The organism is Burkholderia sp. BCC1208 (genome assembly GCF_902833095.1).
Taxonomy (GTDB): Bacteria; Pseudomonadota; Gammaproteobacteria; order Burkholderiales; family Burkholderiaceae; genus Burkholderia.
Genome location: NZ_CADFDY010000012.1, coordinates 262,659 through 280,919 on the forward strand (window position 1 = coordinate 262,659; position 18,261 = coordinate 280,919).

21 protein-coding genes are annotated in these 18,261 nt (G+C 67.6%); 6 read left to right on the top strand and 15 right to left on the bottom strand.

The genetic code is table 11. The features are described from left to right. Window positions 1–15: 15 nt before the first annotated feature. On the bottom strand, window positions 16–780 hold the full coding sequence (locus HWX09_RS28400) for an SDR family oxidoreductase (RefSeq protein ID WP_027781279.1): 765 nt from the start codon (window positions 778–780) through the stop codon (window positions 16–18). 660 nt (window positions 781–1,440) lie between these two features. Here HWX09_RS28400 and HWX09_RS28405 point away from each other — a divergent pair. The 3 genes from HWX09_RS28405 to HWX09_RS28415 all read left to right on the top strand — a co-directional run bounded on the left by HWX09_RS28405 (window position 1,441) and on the right by HWX09_RS28415 (window position 3,393). Continuing rightward, complete coding sequence (locus HWX09_RS28405) at window positions 1,441–1,731, top strand: DUF3331 domain-containing protein (protein ID WP_006484717.1); 291 nt, start codon at window positions 1,441–1,443, stop codon at window positions 1,729–1,731. A 164-nt stretch (window positions 1,732–1,895) separates the two neighbouring features. Continuing rightward, window positions 1,896–2,882 carry an oxidoreductase gene (locus HWX09_RS28410; RefSeq protein WP_027781280.1) on the top strand — a complete coding sequence of 329 codons (987 nt, stop codon included), beginning with the start codon at window positions 1,896–1,898 and terminating at the stop codon, window positions 2,880–2,882. 214 nt (window positions 2,883–3,096) lie between these two features. Further along, complete coding sequence (locus HWX09_RS28415) at window positions 3,097–3,393, top strand: DUF4148 domain-containing protein (protein ID WP_027781281.1); 297 nt, start codon at window positions 3,097–3,099, stop codon at window positions 3,391–3,393. A 201-nt stretch (window positions 3,394–3,594) separates the two neighbouring features. On the opposite strand, the gene HWX09_RS28420 is transcribed toward HWX09_RS28415, so the two are convergent. The 6 genes from HWX09_RS28420 to HWX09_RS28445 all read right to left on the bottom strand — a co-directional run bounded on the left by HWX09_RS28420 (window position 3,595) and on the right by HWX09_RS28445 (window position 9,330). Continuing rightward, on the bottom strand, window positions 3,595–4,794 hold the full coding sequence (locus tag HWX09_RS28420) for a TauD/TfdA family dioxygenase (RefSeq protein ID WP_027781282.1): 1,200 nt from the start codon (window positions 4,792–4,794) through the stop codon (window positions 3,595–3,597). Between the two features lie 23 nt (window positions 4,795–4,817). Next, window positions 4,818–5,774, bottom strand: coding sequence for an alpha/beta hydrolase (locus tag HWX09_RS28425; protein WP_027781283.1), 957 nt, complete (start codon window positions 5,772–5,774; stop codon window positions 4,818–4,820). Between the two features lie 49 nt (window positions 5,775–5,823). Next, window positions 5,824–6,312 carry a thioesterase family protein gene (locus HWX09_RS28430; RefSeq protein ID WP_027781284.1) on the bottom strand — a complete coding sequence of 163 codons (489 nt, stop codon included), beginning with the start codon at window positions 6,310–6,312 and terminating at the stop codon, window positions 5,824–5,826. 3 nt (window positions 6,313–6,315) lie between these two features. Next, entirely contained in the window at window positions 6,316–7,281 is a 966-nt protein-coding gene (locus HWX09_RS28435; protein ID WP_027781285.1) for an L-carnitine dehydrogenase, read from the bottom strand. Between the two features lie 86 nt (window positions 7,282–7,367). Further along, window positions 7,368–8,297 carry a 3-keto-5-aminohexanoate cleavage protein gene (locus HWX09_RS28440; protein ID WP_027781286.1) on the bottom strand — a complete coding sequence of 310 codons (930 nt, stop codon included), beginning with the start codon at window positions 8,295–8,297 and terminating at the stop codon, window positions 7,368–7,370. Between the two features lie 79 nt (window positions 8,298–8,376). After that, window positions 8,377–9,330: a choline ABC transporter substrate-binding protein gene (locus HWX09_RS28445; protein ID WP_027781287.1), complete on the bottom strand. Its 954-nt coding sequence runs from the start codon at window positions 9,328–9,330 to the stop codon at window positions 8,377–8,379. Window positions 9,331–9,777: 447 nt separating this feature from the next. Between HWX09_RS28445 and HWX09_RS28450 the strand changes: the two genes are divergently transcribed. Then, on the top strand, window positions 9,778–9,942 hold the full coding sequence (locus HWX09_RS28450) for a hypothetical protein (protein WP_175888611.1): 165 nt from the start codon (window positions 9,778–9,780) through the stop codon (window positions 9,940–9,942). Window positions 9,943–9,999: 57 nt separating this feature from the next. Here the strand turns inward: HWX09_RS28450 and HWX09_RS28455 are convergent, their stop codons facing one another. After that, window positions 10,000–10,881, bottom strand: coding sequence for a LysR substrate-binding domain-containing protein (locus HWX09_RS28455; RefSeq protein WP_027781288.1), 882 nt, complete (start codon window positions 10,879–10,881; stop codon window positions 10,000–10,002). Between the two features lie 121 nt (window positions 10,882–11,002). On the opposite strand from HWX09_RS28455, the gene HWX09_RS28460 reads away from it, so the two are divergent. Next, window positions 11,003–11,446, top strand: coding sequence for a DMT family transporter (locus tag HWX09_RS28460; RefSeq protein ID WP_027781289.1), 444 nt, complete (start codon window positions 11,003–11,005; stop codon window positions 11,444–11,446). A gap of 53 nt (window positions 11,447–11,499) precedes the next feature. Here the strand turns inward: HWX09_RS28460 and HWX09_RS28465 are convergent, their stop codons facing one another. From HWX09_RS28465 to HWX09_RS28495, 7 genes are read right to left on the bottom strand one after another with little or no spacing between them, the layout of a single operon-like run. Further along, window positions 11,500–13,005: an aldehyde dehydrogenase family protein gene (locus HWX09_RS28465; protein WP_027781290.1), complete on the bottom strand. Its 1,506-nt coding sequence runs from the start codon at window positions 13,003–13,005 to the stop codon at window positions 11,500–11,502. Between the two features lie 33 nt (window positions 13,006–13,038). After that, window positions 13,039–13,578, bottom strand: coding sequence for a cytochrome c (locus tag HWX09_RS28470; protein WP_034185237.1), 540 nt, complete (start codon window positions 13,576–13,578; stop codon window positions 13,039–13,041). Further along, complete coding sequence (locus HWX09_RS28475) at window positions 13,575–14,075, bottom strand: cytochrome c (RefSeq protein ID WP_027781292.1); 501 nt, start codon at window positions 14,073–14,075, stop codon at window positions 13,575–13,577. Before HWX09_RS28475 ends, HWX09_RS28470 begins: the two co-directional genes overlap by 4 nt. Further along, complete coding sequence (locus HWX09_RS28480; RefSeq protein ID WP_027781293.1) at window positions 14,072–14,617, bottom strand: methylamine dehydrogenase light chain; 546 nt, start codon at window positions 14,615–14,617, stop codon at window positions 14,072–14,074. The genes HWX09_RS28475 and HWX09_RS28480 overlap by 4 nt, the downstream gene beginning before the upstream one ends. 39 nt (window positions 14,618–14,656) lie before the next feature. Further along, a complete protein-coding gene (mauD, locus tag HWX09_RS28485) occupies window positions 14,657–15,292 on the bottom strand; it encodes a methylamine dehydrogenase accessory protein MauD (RefSeq protein WP_027781294.1) in 636 nt (211 codons plus the stop codon). After that, the gene (locus HWX09_RS28490) at window positions 15,289–15,843 is read right to left on the bottom strand and encodes a MauE/DoxX family redox-associated membrane protein (RefSeq protein ID WP_027781295.1); all 555 of its coding nucleotides are present in this window, start codon (window positions 15,841–15,843) and stop codon (window positions 15,289–15,291) included. The genes mauD and HWX09_RS28490 overlap by 4 nt, the downstream gene beginning before the upstream one ends. Window positions 15,844–15,850: 7 nt before the next feature. Beyond that, window positions 15,851–17,008: an amine dehydrogenase large subunit gene (locus tag HWX09_RS28495; RefSeq protein WP_027781296.1), complete on the bottom strand. Its 1,158-nt coding sequence runs from the start codon at window positions 17,006–17,008 to the stop codon at window positions 15,851–15,853. A 240-nt stretch (window positions 17,009–17,248) separates the two neighbouring features. On the opposite strand from HWX09_RS28495, the gene HWX09_RS28500 reads away from it, so the two are divergent. Further along, on the top strand, window positions 17,249–18,211 hold the full coding sequence (locus HWX09_RS28500; RefSeq protein ID WP_027781297.1) for a helix-turn-helix domain-containing protein: 963 nt from the start codon (window positions 17,249–17,251) through the stop codon (window positions 18,209–18,211). The last annotated feature ends 50 nt before the right edge of the window (window positions 18,212–18,261 follow it).

The window sequence follows — 18,261 nt, forward strand, 5'->3', positions numbered from 1 at the left end:
GTCAGTTAGACGCGGTCAGTTTGACCAGCCGCCGTCGATCAGGTGAATCGTGCCGGTGGTGAACGACGCTTCGTCGGACGCCAGGTACAGCGCGAGCGCGGCGACCTCGTCCGCGGTGCCGATGCGGCCGATCGGCTGGCGCGCGACGAACGCCTGGCGCACCTCGTCGTCGGACACATGGCGCGTGCGCGCCTGGTCCGCGATCCGCTGCGCCAGCGACGGCGATTCGATCGTGCCCGGGCAGATCGCGTTGCAGCGGATGCCCCGCTCGACGAAATCGGCCGCCACCGCCTTGGTCAGCCCGATCACGGCCGCCTTGGTGGTGCCGTACACGAAGCGGTTCGGCACGCCCTTCACGCTCGACGCGGCCGACGCCATGTTGACGATCGACGCGCCGCCCGCTTCGAGCATCGCGGGCAGCAGCGCGCGGATCAGCCGGTACATCGACGTGACGTTCAGGTTCAGCGAGAACGCCCATGCGTCGTCGTCGCAATCGAGGATCGAGCCGTGGTGCACGTATCCGGCACAGTTGAACAGCACGTCGAACGCGCGTTCGCTCGCGGCGAGCGCGGCCACCTCGTTCGCGTCGGTGACGTCGAGCCGCCGCGTGACCAGCCGGCCGCCCGCGCGCTCGGCGTCGGATTCGAGCCGCTCCAGCGCGGCTTCGTTGATGTCGGTCGCCAGCACGTCGGCGCCCTCGCTCGCGAACCGCAACGCGGTCGCGCGGCCGATGCCCTGCCCGGCCGCCGTCACCAGCGCGCGTTTGCCCTGCAATCTCATGAGCGTCTCTCCGAAAAAGCCGGCCGCCAGTCGGCCGATTGGCACAAAGGACTAAAGGTCCAACCAATCATAGGAACGGATCGCGCGTTTGTCACGAAATTGGGATTCAGTATTTACCCGGGCGGACGAATCCGTGCGGCGCAGAAATTCGGTGGGAAAGCGGCGTGGGCGCCGCCCCGGCGATTCGCTCAAAGCCAATACCGGCGGGTATTCCAGCCGTTTCTTTCCGCAGCGTTCGGCACGCTGGAAGGGCAAACTGACAAAAAAGTCATGTTCGCGTCAGGGTGTCAACGGGTAGCGCGCGCCATCATGGCGTTGCCGGACCGCGCTTCCGGTACATCGCCTCCCCGCCCGCGCCGGATCCCTGCGGGCACCTCCGTCCTTGGCGATGTATCCCGTGACTGGGCGAGCAGACACGGCGCGCGGGCCGATTTTCCGCCCCGGACTTCCCGTCCGGGGCTTTTTGTCATTGGTTTTCCAAGAAAATAAGCTTGGATTGTTTCTAAATCGGCAAAAGGTAATTTGAGCCAGACAGGATGTTTTTTCCGGTCACAGACGCTTACATTTAGCGCACCACTCATGGAAACCGCTACGGATTCGCCATCGGGTAGTGACAACCACTGCCACGGCCGAAACCGCACGAGCTTTAGGAAACGGCAAATGAAGGCCTCCAAATCCCTGCCTGCGCTCGATCCCGCCGACGTCCACGTCGAAATCCTCGAACGTTCCGACACGCTGCTCGTCGTCCGCTGGGTCGAACCCGGCCGCTGTCACTACGGTGAGCAGCGCTGGCGACGCCGCTTCGCGCAGCGCACCGGTACCTGCGCGCTGTCGCGCCAGGTCATCCATCGCGGCGATGAAGTATTCCGCCCGGCCGAACGCCCGGCCCCCGCGAACGCCGCCGCCATGATCTCCGCCGCCGAGGTGCTCGCGCTGGCCGGCAGCAGGTAAACCTGCCGGCCGCGCGCCGGGCTTGCAGTGCCACACCCTACGCCCGCCCTGGAAGCGCCGGTCTAATTCCCCGCTTGTCTGCTGCGTCCGCCCGCACTATCGTTACACCACTCAATGTAACGATTACGTGCCGCGGCCGACCGGTCGCGCCGATGGAGGCAGACATGCATGCATGGAGCGCGCGCCACGTCCCGGCGCAAGGCGGCAAGGTCGCGGTCGTGACCGGCGCCAACAGCGGTCTCGGCTGGCAGCTCGCGGAAACGCTGGCCGCGAAAGGCGCGACGGTCGTGATGGGCTGCCGCGACGCCGCCCGCGGCGGGCAGGCCGCCGACGCGATCCGCCGGCTTCATCCTCATGCACGCGTCGAAGTCGATCCGCTCGACCTCGCCGATCTCGCGTCGATCGCACGCTTCGCGGCGGACGTCGGCGAACGCCACGGCCGCGTCGACATCCTCTGCAACAACGCCGGCGTGATGTTCCTGCCGCTGCGGCACACGCGCGACGGCTTCGAGATGCAGTTCGGCACCAACCACCTCGGCCATTTCGCGCTGACCGGCCATCTGCTGCCGGCGCTGCGCGCGGCGCGCCGGGCGCGCGTCGTCACGATGTCGAGCGGTTTCAACCGCGGCGGCCGGATTCGCGTGGACGACCTGCGCGCCGCGCATCGCTACAACCGTTATCTCGCCTATTGCGACAGCAAGCTCGCGAACCTGGTGTTCGCGATCGAGTTGCAGCGCCGCTTCGAGCGCGCGGCGTTCGCCGGCATCAGCGTCGCCGCGCACCCCGGCTACGCGGCGACCAATCTGCAGTTCGCGGGCCCGGCGATGGACCGCTCGCCGGCCCGCGCCGCGCTGATGCGCGCCGCGAACCGTTATCTCGCGCAACCCGCCGACCAGGGCGCGCTGCCGGCGATTCATGCGGCAACGTCGCCCGATCTGGCCGGCGGGGCGTACATCGGGCCGTCCGGCTGGTTCGAATCGCGCGGCCTCCCGGCACCGGCCAGCGTGCCGCGCGCGGCGCGCAGCGTGGCGGCGGCGGCGTTGCTGTGGGAAGCATCGGAAGCCGCGACGGGCGTACGCTTCCTTAGCGTCGGCGCGCCCGCCGGACGCGCGCCGGGCCGGCCGTTCGATGCGGCGGCCGAAGCGCGCTGAACCGCGCGCCAGCGACCTCGGCATTCTTCATACTTATTACGACAACCGAAAAGAAAGCGCGTTGAAAGACTGATTCGACGCGGCACTGTTACCAGCCAGGAAACAATTTATCGTCAAAATCAGAGTTTACCCTGAACACGCCGGTGACTAAGATTTGATCAATCGCTCAAGACATGGTGTCGAGAGCGAACTCAATAAAACACCGGAGGTCACCATGAAATCGCTCGTTTCCGCAGTCGTTGCCGCTGCCGCCCTGTCCGCTTCGTTCGGCGCATTCGCGCAAAGCACCGTGACGCGCGCTCAAGTGCGCAACGAACTGGTCCAGCTCGAACAAGCCGGCTACAAGCCCGGCCTGTCGAGCCCGTACTACCCGAACGACATCCAGAGCGCCGAGGCGCGCGTTCATGGCGCCGACACCAGCGGCTACGGCGCACAACCGGCGCCGCTCGTCCACTCGGGCTCGCCGGCCGCGTCGTCGAACGCACGCGATTCGATCTTCTTCGGCCAGTAAGCCGACGCGCCCTCGGCGGGCGCCGCGCCTCGCGCGATGAAGTCACGCAGTCCGGACGAGCCCCTTCGCGGGGCTCGTCTTTTTTGTGAAACGCATACCTCCGCCGCCCGGCAGCGGGTGGCTTCGCCCGGACGCCTGGCGTCCGGGTGCTTTTTCCCGCCCAGGTGTGCGGGAATACGCCGTGTGCGCCGCGTGCACCGCTCAGCGCGCCACGGCCCCGGCCGGCGCCGACCGCGACAGCACGCGCCACCGCGACAGCAGTTCGTCGCGATCGATGTAACAGCCCTGCAAATGCCGCCTGCCCGTCGACGGGTCGAACTCGGTGCGCGCATGCAGCACGCGCCGGTTGTCGAACGCCCACATGTCGCCCGCCCGCAGCCGGCGCTGCACGCGAAAGCGCGGCTCGCGCGCAAGCGCGAGAAACCGCCGGTACGCACGATAGACCGCCGCGACCGAACCGGCCGGCGCATCGAGCGGCCCGCGCAGGAAGTTCGCGACGCGCACCTCCGTCACGTTGCCGCGCGCATCGAGCCCGATCACCGGCGCCGAACAGCGGTAGTCGCTGTTCGCGCTCTTGTTCCAGAACTCGAACGGCGTCGACGCGAGCCGTTCGAAATCGTCCGGATGTTCGCGCCGCAGCGCATCCGCGAGCGCGAAGCCGTCGAGGAAGATGCTGTCGCCGCCCGTCGCGTCGTTCGCGAGGCAGTGCAGGAACTGCACGCCAGGCTGCAATTCGCGCGTCGGCAGATCGGTGTGCGGCGGAAGATTCAGCGACGTATACGCATTGCTGTCCGGGCGCGGCTTCGATTCGACGTCGAACAGCACGCCGAAATTGCTTTCGCGGATCAGGCCGATGCGGCGCGCGATCCCGTCGACGCGGCCGCGCTCGGCCGGCACGCCCTCGACGAGCGTCAGCCCCGTGCGCTGCAATGCGCCGAGCCATGCCAGCAACGCATGGTCGTCCTCCATCACGTCGCGCCACGCGAACACGCCGATCGCCGTCGCATCGTCGCCGGTCCATACGTGGCGCCCGTGCGCGGCCAGGCGCTCCGCGCGCGACGCATCGTCGTATGCATGCGCACGCAACCAGCCCGGCGACCACGCGCTGCGGTGCCCGTCGTTCCATTCCACATGCAGCGCACCGTCGGTGTCGACATGTACGGTGAGCACGGACAGATCCTCGCGCGCATCGGCGATCTCGAACACCTGTTCGCGCGTGGTCGCATGCACGCACGCGGCACACGCGCAGTTGTCGCGCAGCCAGTCGAAATGAAACGGCGATCGTCGCGCGTCGCTCCACTCGACGTCCACCGCGTCATCGCCGATCGTCGCCGCCGCGATGGCCGCGTCGGCCGAAAATGTCCGCCAGTCCTCGATACGGTGTTGCGCCGCTGCCTGCATCGTTGCCTCCCGGAAAACGCCCGCTACGCGTGTGGTGCGAGCAAGAACCCGCCGACCATCCGGTGCATTCGTGCGGCCTGCGGGCTCGTCCCGAGCGCGCGCCAGCAGCCGTGCACCAGCCCCTCCCCCATCCAGTAGCGCGCGACCCCGCCGGCCGCGCGAAGCCGTTCGACGTACACGCGCGCATCGTCGCGCAGCGGATCGTGCTCCGCGCCGATCGCGAGCACCGGCGGCAAGCCGTCGAAACGCGCCGCCTCGAGCGGCACCGATGCGCGCAGCAGCGGGTTGTCGTCCCGCAGCGCGTCGGACACGTCACCGCCCCAGTACAGCGCGCGATAGCGATGCACGTCGTCGAGCGTCAACATCGGCGCGTGCGCTTCCGTTTCGCGCGCGGACGATTGCGGTTCGAAGCCGAGCATCGGATAAACGAGCGCGATACCGTCCACGCTACCTTCGCCTGCATCGCGCAACGCGGTCGCCACCGCCGCCGCGAGCATCCCGCCCGCGCTGTCGCCCGCGAGCGTCAACGGACGGACGCAATGCCCGAACGGCCAGCACGCCTCGAGCGCGGCGCGCGTGACGGCCAGGCAATCTTCCAGCGCGGCCGGCGCGCGGTGTTCGGGCGCCAGCCGGTAGTCGACGGCGATCACGTCGAGGCCCGTATCGGCCGCCAGTTGCGCGGTGATCAGCGCATGACTGTCGAGCGAGCCGACGACGAAACCGCCGCCATGAAAAAACAGCACCGTGCCGCGCGGCGTGCCGTGCGCGGACGTATAGCGCCGCAGTGCGATCGTGCGACCGTCCGTCGCGCGCCACGCGGCGTCCTGCTGCACGATGCCGGCCGGCAGCGCGGCCGGTGTCCATTCGGCCGCGAAGCGGTCGTAAAGGCGGCGCTGCTCGTCGGGCGAGCGCGCCGCCGCATCGGCCGGATACCACGCGTCGACGGCCGCGACGAACGCCGCGATTTCCGGTTCGAGCATCGTGTGCGCTCCGCGGTCGAAGGTGAGGATCGAAAGGTGAAGCGCGCCGCTAGCGGCGCGGCGGCAGCCCGATCACGCGGCCCGCATACGCCGGCGCCGCGCAATCGCGCTGCAATGCATGCAGTTCGGCCACGCGCGCGGCCACGTCGTCGTCGAATGGCGCCGATTTCGCACCGTCGCGCGTATCGACGTGCAGCAGCATCTGCTCGCTCGCCGATACCGCGTCGCCATGCCCGTCGGCGAACAGTTCGAGATACAGGTGCAGCCGCTTCGCGTCGTGCGCGAGCACGCGCGCATCGACGCGCACTGCCGTGCCTTCCTTGATCTCGTGCAGGTAGTTGACGTGCGCTTCGAGCGTGTAGACCGAGCGCCCCCGCTCGCGACGCGCGGCGTCGTCGAGGCCGATGCGATCCAGCAACGCATCGGTCGCGAAGCTGAAGATCAGCAGGTAGAACGCATCGCGCAGGTGGCCGTTGTAGTCGACCCATTCGGGCCGCACCACGTCGCGGTAAATCGTCAGCGGGGTATCGCCCGTCATCGTCTAGTCCTCGAATCGCATCCCGTGCCGCGCCTTCACCGCAGCGATCGATTTCAGCACCTCGGTGATGCACTCGTCGCGATAGCGTTCGAGCTCCTTGATGCTGCGCGTGCCCTGCTGTTCGGTCGTGCCTTCGACGACGCTGTCGATCAGCGCATCGGTCAACGTCGGCGCGACCAGCTTCGTCCACGGCAGTTCGAGCGCGGGGCCGAATTGCTGCATGAAGTGTCGCATGCCCGCATCGCCGCCGGCCAGCGTGTAGGTCAGGAACGTGCCCATGAACGACCAGCGGATGCCCGCGCCGAAGCGGATCGCGTCGTCGATCTCGCCGGTCGTCGCGACGCCTTCGTTGACGAGATGCAGCGCCTCCCGCCACAACGCCTCGAGCAGACGATCCGCGATGAAGCCCGGCACTTCCTTGCGCACGTGCAGCGGCCGCATGCCGAGCTTGCGATAGATCTCCATCGCGCCTTCGACCGCTTCCGGCGACGTGCGCGCACCGCCGAGCACCTCGACGAGCGGCAGCAGGTAGACGGGGTTGAACGGATGGCCGACCACGCAGCGCTCAGGATGCGTCGCCCGCGCGTAGAAATCGGTCGGCAATAGCCCCGACGTCGACGACGCGATGATCGCATCGGGCTTCGCCGCGCGGCTGATCTGCTCGTGCAGCTCGAGCTTCAGCGCCTCGCGCTCGGGCGCGCTTTCCTGGATGAAATCGGCATCGGCGACGCACGCTTCGATCGTCGGCACGAACCGCAGCCGCGCCGGATCGGCGCCCGGCGCAAGGCCGACGCGTTCGAGCGCGGGCCACGCATTCGCGACGTTCGCGCGCAGCCGCGCCTCGGCGCCCGGCGCCGGGTCCCACACGACCACGTCGAGACCGTGCGCGAGCGCGCGGGAAATCCATCCGCTGCCGATCACGCCGGTGCCGATGGCGGCAAACGTCTTGATGTCGGTCTTCACAGCCATGTCAACGCATCCTTCAAATCAGGGGAAATCGGTGGGCGGCCGCGTGCAGACGCAAGCCGCCGTGCCATGTCGGTCAATGAAAAAGCTCACGCGAATTCGGCGATCGCGCGGCGTTCGAGCGCACGTTCGCCGCGCGCCGGCAGCCCGAGCTTGCGGCGGCCTTCGGCCGGCGTCAGCACACGGCCGCCGAGGCGTTCGACGATCTCGCGAGCGCGCTCGACGAGCGTGCCGTTGGTCGCATGCACGCCGCGATCGAGCCAGATATTGTCTTCGAGGCCCACGCGTACATGACCGCCGAGCAGCATCGCCTGCGCGACCATCGGCATCTGCATGCGGCCGATCCCGAAGCCGGCCCAGTGCGCGCCCGGCGGCAGGTTGTCGACCATCGCCTTCATCGTGCCCGTATCGGCCGGGGCGCCCCACGGAATGCCGAGGCACAGCTGGAACAGCGGCGGATCGTCGAGCAGCCCTTCCTTCAGCAACTGCTTCGCGAACCACAGGTGGCCCGTGTCGAAGATCTCCAGTTCCGGCTTCACGCCGAGTTCCTGGATGCGCTTCGCGCCGGCGCGCAACTGCGCGGGTGTCGACACGTAGATGTAGTCGCCGTCGCCGAAATTCAGCGTGCCGCAGTCGAGCGTGCAGATTTCGGGCAGCAGTTCCTCGACGTGCGCAAGGCGCGTGAGGCCGCCGACCAGGTCGGTGCCCTTGCCGAAGCGCATCGGGTCCTCGCCGGGGCCGATCTCGAGATCGCCGCCCATGCCGGCCGTGAGGTTGATGATCACGTCGACGTCGGCCGAGCGGATGCGGTCGACCACTTCGCGATACAGGTTCGGGTCGCGGCTGCCGCGCCCCGTGCGCGGATCGCGCACGTGGCAGTGGGCGACCGTCGCGCCGGCCTTCGCGGCTTCGATCGCGGCGGCCGCGATCTCCTTCGGCGTGACCGGAATCGCCGGATGCTTCCCGACCGTATCGCCCGCGCCCGTGACGGCGCAGGTGATGATGACTTCGTGGTTCATGCTGGATGCCTCGCTTGAATCGGGTTGTGTCGCACTGCTGATGTTTCGTCGGCACGCGCCTGCTGCGGCGCGCGGGCCATTACAGGCCGAGATACGCCTTCACGGCAGGCAGGCCGTCCTTGCCGTCGAACGTCTTGACGCCCGCGAGCCACGGATCGAGCACCTGCGGGTTCTTCTTCAGGTACGCCTTCGCGGCCTCGGCCGGTTTGGTCTTGTTCATCACCGACTGCATCAGCTGGTTCTCGAGCTGTGTCGAGAAGCGCAGGTTCGTCACGAGCTTGCCCGCGTTCGGGCAGCGCGCGATGAAGTCGGGCGCGGTCAGCGTGTACACGCGCGCTTCGCCGTAGTTCGGCCCGAACGACGCGTCGCCGCCGGACAGGTAATTCATGGGGATCTGGATATTCATCGGGTGCGGCTCCCAGCCGAGAAACACGACCCACTTCTTCTCGCGGATCGCGCGCTCGACCGTCACCAGCATCCCTGCCTCGCTCGATTCGACGAGCTTGAAGCCGCCGAGCCCGTACTGGTTCGTGTCGATCATCTTCTGGATCGTCGCGTTCGCGCTGCTGCCCGGCTCGATCCCGTAGATCTTGCCGTCGAGTTCCGCGCGGTGTTTCGCGATGTCGTCGAAGGTCTTCAGGCCGGCCTGGTACTCGTAGCTCGGCACCGCGAGCGTCGCCTTCGCACCGGACAGGTTCGGCGGTTCGACGATGTTGATCGACTTGCTGTCGAGGAACGGCTGCAACTGCTTCTGCTGCACGGGCCACCAGTAGCCGAGCGACACGTCGAGCTGCTTGCTCTTGAGGCCGGCGAACGAGATCGGCACCGATGCGATCGTCGTGGTCGGCTTGTAGCCGAGTGCCTCGAACACGGTCGACGCGAGCGCCGTGGTCGACGTGATGTCGGTCCAGCCGATATCCGCGAAACGCACGGTACGGCAGGTCGCGGCGTCCGTCTCGGCAAGCGCGGCGTGCGTGAACGCGCCCGTCGCCAGCACGGCCGCGGCTAGCGCGGCGATCTTCGTCGACTTCATGGTTCGATTCCTCCCGGTTGATCTCGCGGCAGCCGGTGCGCGGAGTGTGCGCCGGCCTGCATCGTGGGTGTAAAAGTAACGAGCCATATTGGCCGCGAAAAGACCGGCGGCGACCTGTTCTTGCCTGTTTGCGACTATGAGTGGAAACCACTAGGTTGGGTAAGAGGCTTGCCGGACGGGGGTTCCTGGTTTTTCTGGAGGGCGACGAGATTGCCCGGATGCGGCGTTCGCCTTTCGATTCCGCCACGGCCTTGCTGACAGATTTCCGACACGCATCCGGGTGCCGTGGGGCGGCCCTATGCTGGAAGTTGCCGGGCAATCGCGCACTATCCGCCCGTTGCGGTGCCACCCCGGGCGCGGATGTTGCGCGTCATTGGAACGGGTGCCGACGGACACGGCCGGCCGTCGCGATGTCCGTTTCCGGTCTCTCCGGCCAGGAGTAATACGATGCTTGCCGCTTTCTTCGTCGTCGCCCTTTTCGCCATCGTCGTGGCCATGCACCGCGGCGTGACGCGCGGCGCGGATGCGAAACTTCGCGCGCAATTCGACGCGGACGGCCCACGCGGCGACACCTCGCGTCGGTTGATGCGCGACGCGGGGTACAACGTCTGAGTATGGACGTCGGTCCGGCCGAACATGCTGGCCTGTACCGGTGGCGACGCGGCGCGTTCAGCCCGCGCTCACAGCCCGCACGAACGCCTGCGCCAGCACCGTCGGCTCGACCGGCAACACCAGCGCGCATACCGATCTCGCGTCCTCGTCGGAAATCGGCACGAACACGACGCCGTCGATCCCGACGCTCGCCATCCGCGCCGGCACGATCGCCACACCCCGCCCGGCCGCGACGAGATTCAGCATCGACGTCTTCGGCGACACGATCCGCGCGGGCGCCGGCACGAAGCCGCGCTTCAGGCACAGATCGATCACGACGCGCGCGAGGCCGCCCCGCTCCCGATACACGGCCGAGACGAACGGCTCGCGCCGCAACCGCGCTATCGCGATGCGCTTGCGGCCGGCGAGCGGATGATCGGCCGGCACCGCCGCGCACAGGCGCTCGGCCGCCAGTTCGACGAAACGCACGCGTGCATCGCGCCGCAGCACCGGCAGCCGGACGACCCCGATATCGGCATGGCCGTTTGCGATTTCCGTCACCTGATCCTCGGACGACGCGCGGTCGAGATCGACCCGCGCGCCCGGACAATCGCGCATGAAGCGGTCGAGATCCGGCATCAGGCTGCCGACGGGAACGGTACTGGAATGCAGAAGCCGCAGCACGCCGGCTTCTCCGCGCGCCAACTGCGAGCCTTCGTCGGCAGCCGCCATCAGCATGGCCGGGATCGACGCCACGCGTTCGCGGTAGATCGCGCCGGCCGGCGTGAGCCGCACGCCTCTCGGTTCGCGGTCGAACAGCAGGAACCCGAGTTCGTCTTCGAGCTGACCGATCTGCCGGCTGAGCGCCGACTGCGCGACATGGAGCGCTCCCGCGGCCGACGTGAAGCCGCCGAGGTCCGCCACGGTCAGGAAATACTGGATTTGCCGGAGTGATGGCATGCCGAAACGAGATGGATGAGCGTCAGATTCGATATTTGCGTTATACCGGCGTGCTCCGCAGAATGAAAGCCTTCCGTGCCGGCATCGCCGTCGCGGCCATCCCTTCGGAGCGTTCATCTTCGTGGCTACCTTCCTGTCGTATCTGCTGGTCGTGGCGGCCGGCATCAGCGTTGCATTGCAGCAGGTGCTCAACGCGAACCTGCGCGCGCAGCTCGGCTCGCCATGGTGGGCCGGGTCGGTCAGCTACGTCGTCGGCCTGGCCGCGATGCTGGCGGTCGCGCTGTTGTCGCCTCACCCGCGCGTGAGCGGCACGTTCTCCGGTGCGGGGTCGTGGTTCAGCTGGACGGGCGGGTTCTTCGGCGCGGTATTCGTCGGCGTCGCGATCCTGATGGTGCCGCGATTGGGCGCGGCGACGACGCTCGCGCTGATCGTCGTCGGGCAGATGACCGGCGCACTCGTGTTCGACCACTTCGGCGTGCTCGGCATCCAGCAGCATTCGGCGAGCGCGATCCGGATCGCCGGCGCCGCTTGCCTCATCGTCGGGGTGGTGCTGATCCGCGCGTGACGGCGGCGCGTGCGTTCCCGATACGCCGAGAACGCATGCACTCGCCGCGACGCTCACGCGTAGTTCATCATCACCGACTTGCTTTCCGTGTACTGGTCGATCACCGCACGGCCGAGTTCGCGGCCGAAGCCCGACTGCTTCATCCCGCCGAACGGCAATGCGTTGTCGAGCAGCGAGTGACAGTTGACCCATACGGTGCCGGCGGCAATACGCGGGATCAGCTTGTGGATCGTCGCGAGGTCGTTCGACCAGATGCTCGCGCCGAGGCCATACGGCGTGTCGTTCGCGAGCCGCACGGCCGTATCGAGATCGTCGAACGGCATCGCGACGAGCACCGGCCCGAAGATTTCCTCGCGCACCACGCGCATCGCCTGCGTCGTATCGACCAGCACCGTCGGTTCGACGAAGAAGCCCGGGCCGTCGATCGCGCGGCCGCCCGCGGCAGCGCGCGCGCCCTCGCCGAACCCCGAGTCGATGTACCCGCACACGCGCTCGCGCTGCTTCGCCGAGACGAGCGGCCCGATCTGCGTCGACGGGTCCATCCCCGGGCCGATCTTCAGGCTCGCCGCGATCTTCGCGACGCGCTCGATCACGCCGTCGAACATCTTCGAATGGATGTACGCACGCGACCCGGCCGTGCACACCTGCCCCTGGTTGAAGAAGATCGCGTTCGCGACACCCAGTGCGGCCTTGTCGAGATCGACGTCGGGCAGCACGATCACCGGCGACTTGCCGCCGAGTTCCAGCGACATCCGCGTCATGTTGTCGAGCGCCGCATGGCCGATCGTCTTGCCCGTCTGCGTCGACCCGGTAAATGCGATCTTGTCGATGCGCGGATCGCGCGACAGCGCCGCGCCTGCCGTGCGACCGTAGCCGGTGACGATATTGACGACGCCGTCCGGGAACCCGGCCGCCTGGATCAGCTCGCCCAGCCGCAATGCGCTTAGCGGCGTGTCTTCGGCGGGCTTCAGCACGACCGTGCAGCCGGTCGCGAGCGCCGGCGCGATTTTCCATGCGGCCATCAGCAGCGGGAAATTCCACGGAATGATCGCGCCGACCACGCCGACGGGTTCCTTGCGCGTATAGGCGAAGATCTCGCTGTCCGGCAGGTACGGCATGCCGGCGTCGATCACGCTGCCTTCGATCTTCGTCGCCCAGCCGGCCATGTAACGGAAGCACTGCGCGGCCATCGCGACGTCGAGCCCTTGCGCGACCGTCACCGGCTTGCCGTTGTCGAGCGATTCGATCTCGGCGAGCTCACGCGCGTTGGCTTCGATCAGGTCGGCGAGCACGAGCATCAGGCGCTCGCGATCGGTGGTCTTCGCGTTGCGCCACGGGCCCGCATCGAATGCACGGCGCGCGGCGGCGACCGCCTGCTGCACGTCGCATTCATCCGCTTCGGGCACGCGCGCGAGCACGGTGCCGTCGGCCGGGTTCACGACCTCGATCTGGCGGCCCGACGCGGCGTCGCTCCACTCGGCGCCGATCAGCATCTTCTTCGGCTTCGCGAGAAACGCGCGGGTTGCGTCGAGCAGCGGAAAGATTTCGTTCGTCTCCATGTTCACGTTTTCCTGATTCGTTGAGTGAGTCGGTCAGTAGCGGTCCGCGACGCCGTCGATCCCGCGCGCCTGCAACGCGCGGACGAGACCGGCGCGCACGGTCGCGACATCGGACAGCGCGGGACGGCGGTGCGCGGCAACTTCGGCGGCCGTATAGGGCTTGAAGTCGCGCGGCAGCGCGTCGCGGTTCATCGTCGTGAGCAGCCAGTTCAGCACGTCGGCCAGTTCCCGATCCGACAGCGCCGAGTTCGACGCGCCGGGCACGCGCATCACGTACTCGCGCCCGGCCGGCAGATGCGTGAAATAGCCGAGCGAATTCGCGAGCGGCGGCACCTTGCCGGGAATGCCGCCGCCCGTTGCCGTGTGGCAGCCCATGCAGTTGAGCACCCAGTGCTGCCGTGCGAGCGCCGCATTGACAGCACCGGCCGCGCCGTCCGCATGCGCGGGTGCGGCAAACGCGCAAGCCGCGGCGCTCGCCAGCAGCAGCCGGGACGACAGGCGATGCGACAGGCCGCCGAGCCGCGACGACGGCGCGCGCCGCGTACCCTGCACCGGCACGCGAACGCCGTTCACAGGCCGAGCCCCTTGATCACCACCGCGCGCTGCGCATGCACGGCCGTGCCGTCCATCGGCTTCGCGCGTGCCGCACGGATATCGGCCGCCGTGAACGGCTTCGCATCGCCATGCTGCGCGTCGAGGTCGAACACGACGTAGTTGAGCACGTGCGCGATGTCGTCGTCGCTCGCGCTCGCGAACGACGTCATCTTGAAGTTGTAGTGCTTGTCGTGCACCTCGATCTCGCCGAACATCCCGTGCAGCAGCGTCGCGATCAGCTGCGCACGCCCGGCTTCCGTCGCCGCATACTTGCCCGGATACTCGGTGAGCGGCGGCGCAAGGCCGTCCTGCCCTTTCCCGCCCGCCTGGTGACACACCGCGCACTGCGTGTCGAACACGCCTTTCCCGGCCGGGTAATGCACGGTTTCCTGTGCGCCGGCCGCGCCGGGCAACGCGAACGCCGCAACGGCCGTCATGCACGCCACGGCGATCTTTCCTGCCTGCTTCACGTTCATTGTTTTGCCGCTCCCAGCAGAACCGAAACCGAACAGTGGTAATTCGAATTACCGTTCGCCATGCACCAGTTGATGTCGTTGTTCAGCGACAGCTTGTACAGCGGCTTCTCGCGCTCGTTGCGGTTGCAGAAGCATTTGCCGCACGAGGTCTTGCCGCAGCAATCGTTGTACGAAACGATGTAGTCCGACCCGTCGTGCGGATTGCGGCAGGTGCCGATCCATGTGATCGGCGAAGGCGTCGTACCCGGCGGGCAACTGCTCGACGTTCCGCCGCAGCAACTGCAAAGCCAGCCGTCGATCGCGCAGTATTTCCAGTAGTCGCAGCTCATCGGGTCGTCGCTTGCGCCCGATGCGGCCGTGCCGGATGCGCCCGACGCCCCGGATGCCGCCTCGGCCGCGTACGCGGTGCGGTCGACGGGCAGCAGCGGCAGCAGCGCCGAACCCACCAGCACCTTGCCGAGCTTCGCCATCGCGCTGCGCCGCGAACTGTGCTGCGCGACGCCGCGCGCCGACCGCTCGAACCATGAATCAAACACGCCCATGTCGTCGTTCTCCAATGACGTTGAAAAAGGTTCGGCCGCTCATGCGTGCTGCGCGTGCCCGTCGCGGGCATCGTGGCCGTGATCGCCGTGCACGTACTGCTGCAGCGACGCGACGCCGCGCTCCTTCGCCTCGAACAGGCTCTCGAGATGCTCGCGCGTGTTGACGAGCCCCTTCGCGCGCACCGTGCCCGTTTCGTCGAGCAGCACCGCATACGGCAGCTTGCCGATCTGATACGCGAGACCGAGTTCCTGCGACAGCACGTACGGGAAGCGCCCGAGGTCGTGCTTTCGCGCGAAGCGCGCGTGTTCGTCGGCATCGCCGTCGCTCGCGAGCACGATGTTCACCGGCGTCGCTTCGCTGGCCTGCAGCGACGGCAGCAGCGGCAGCAGCTTCTTGCAGACCGGGCACGTCGGCGACAGGAAGAACAGCAGCGTCGCCTTGCCCGATGCGTCGATGCCGCCGACCTTCACGTGCGAGCCGCGAATGTCGGTCAGTTCGAACGTCGGCGCGATCGCGCCGACCGCCGGCCCCTTGTCGATCATCAGCGCGCCGGCCGGCATGATGCGTTCGTACAGGATGCCGATCTGGCGCACCAGTGCGAGGCAGATCGCGCCGAGCGCGAGGACGGCCACCCACAACAGGGCGGTGGAAACGGTGAGAGCGGTTTGCATCATGAATTCCTCAGGTGGGCAAGGCGCGGGACGTTGGCGAGCAGCACGTCGACGGTGAGCAGCGCGCAGACGATCAGCAGCACGGAAAAGAACAGCGTCAGGTAGTCGAACCACACCACGGCGCGCGTGCCCGGCTCGACGAACGAGGTCGCGACCAGCGCGACGAGCAGCAGCACGCGGCCGACATGCAGCCAGCCGATGCCGCGCGGTGCGTCCGCACGGGCGGCGGTGAAGCCGGAACAGCCGCAGTCGATGTCGGTGTGGCCGCGCAGCAGGTTGATCGCGAGGCCGGCCGCGAACGCCAGGAGCAGCACGATCAGCGCGATCGCGCCGGCCGTGCGCGTATCGGGAAACAGCAGCGCCGCGGCGCCGATCGCTTCAGCCAACGGAATCGCGAACGCGACGGGCGCGCTCAGCGCATCGGGCAGCAGCCGGTAGCCGGCGAGCGCCTGGCGGAACGCGGCGGGCCGGCGCATCTTCGCGAAGGCGCCGAGCAGCACGACGGCGGCCGCACCGGCCTGCGCGCTGGTGGCGAGTACGGGATCGAGGGTCATCGCGGCCTCAGGGGTTGACGAGCAGCGACGACGTATTGCCGATCTGCTTCTCGACGTGCTGCAGCTTGCCGGTGCGCGCATCCATCACGACCAGGTCGGAGGTCGCCGTCAGCCCGTAGAACAGCGGCTTGTCGTCCTCGCTGACCTGGATCGACACGAGCGGATCGACCTTCTGCTGCGCGAGATCCCAGCGGGCGACGCGCTGCTTCGACTTCAGGTCATATACCCACACCTGCGTGCCGGGATCCTTGTGCGAGCCGTCGGTACCCTTGTGCATCAGCACGTAGTAGCGGTTCTGCTTCGCGTGCACGGTCGTCTGCTGCATGCCGCCCGGGCGCCAGCCTTCCGCGCGCTCGGCGGCCGTCAACAACGACCACGGCTTTCCGAATGCCGGCTTGTCGCCGCTGAAATCGGCACTGCGCACGTTGCCGCGGTAGGTGGTGAACAGATAGTCGCCTTTGTACCGCGACGCGTTCACGAACGCCGGATCCTTGTCGACGTCGATAAACGTGTCCGACATCGTGCGCTTCGTTTCCTTGCCGTTCGCGTCGAGCGTGACGGTCAGCGCCTTGCCGCTTTCGCACAGCGCTGTGAAGCGGTCGTTGCCCGACGGATACGCGAGCACGCACGCGGCCATGTCGATTTCCGACAGCACCTTCTTCGAGACGGTGTCGATCACCGTCACCGATGCGGCCGGCGTGATGTTCGCGACGTACAGCCGCTTGCCGTCGGCGCTGAACGCGGTGTTGTACGGCGACGGCACGTGCTGCCCGTGCTTCGCCGGAATCACGATCTCGCCCGCGTGATCGAGCGTCGTGTTGTCGATCATCTCGACGACGTCGGTGCGCGTGCCGTGCGAGCCGCGCGAGAAGTAGGTCGTCGCGACGAAGCTCGTCTTGTGATCGGGCGAAATCGCGAAGCCGGGGGCGAAACCGCCGTCGATCTGGCCGAGCAGCTTCTTCGCGTCGGCGTCGTACACATGGATGCGCCCGTCGGTCATCGACGGCATCGAGATGTCGACGACATAAACCTCGTGCGGATGCCACGGCGGCATCTTCTGCACGACCAGTTCTTCGGGTTTTTCCGCCGCGTTCGTGCCGCCGGCCCATGCCGCCGCCAACGCCAGCGTCGCCGCGAGCATCGCGGTTCGTCGCCTTGTCCTCATGCCGCCTCCAATGGGAATTCACGTTATGTGGGGCGACTGTAGTTCGACAATAAATCTGCTCAGCACCCGGACTGGCAACGCGTGCGTGCCGATTCGGGATATTGGAAATGCACGTGAAAGCGGCGCAGCCGCGCACCTTTCGACCCTCTGAAGCACGCACGCGCAATAGCGCTCCCCCGTATTGCGCCGACCGCTCGGCCGGTTTAATCTTGCGCGGTCCGAACGATCGCCGGAGGCGCCGTGCTCGTGTTACATCAGAGGTTCGACGACGCAGACCGGCATGCCGAGGCGCTGCGCGGCTGGAATCAGCGGTACGAACAGATCGGGGCCGGCTCGTATCGCAGCGCGGTCAAACACGCGGTGCTCGACGGCGTGCAACTGTTCCAGGAAGCGGCGAACGTACGCATCATCCAGCGCGGATGCTTGCCGCACGGCCATACGGTGTTCGGGATGCCGCTCACCGGCTCGGGCACGTTCGCCTTCGGCGATGTGCGCATCGAGCGCGGCACGATCGTGATGGCGCGCGGCGGCACACCGTTCGAACTCCATTCACCCGACGACATGTCGCTGATCGGCGTGGTCGTCGAACCCGAATTGATGCAGCAGATCGAAGATGCAGCCGACGTCCGGCTGGACGCACGCGCACTGCGGCGCGGTGTCGTCGAGGTGCCGGTCGCCGCACGCGAACGCGCGAGCGTGCAACTCGCGACGCTGCTCGAACGCGTGCTGTCGGCGCCCGATGCGTTCGATGCGGCACGCACGCAGTGCGCGATACGCGCCAGCGTCGGCAACGTGCTGGTCGATCTCCTCACGTACCGGATGCCCGAGCCGCCGAACCGGCTCACGCACGCCTGCCACGCCGACATCGTGCGCCGCGTGCACGACTACGTGATCGAGCACCCGGAAGCGCCCGTCGACATCCTGAGCCTGTGCACGCGACTGCGCGTCAGCCGGCGCACGATGCAGAACAGCTTTCAGTCGATCGTACAGACGAGTCCGCTCAACTACACGCGCTCGCTGCGCCTCGCGCAGGTGCGACGCCTGCTGCTCGACACGCGGCAATCCGACCTGCCGATCAGCGAAGCGGCCGCGCGCTGGGGCTTCATTCATCTCGGGCATTTCGCGAACGCGTACAAGGCCCAGTTCGGCGAATTGCCGTCGACGACGGCGCGCCGGACGGTGCGAGGTGCGAAAACGCGCTGAGCGCCGGCAAAAAAACGCGATAATCCCGGCTTGAACGTTCGGCGCCCGCG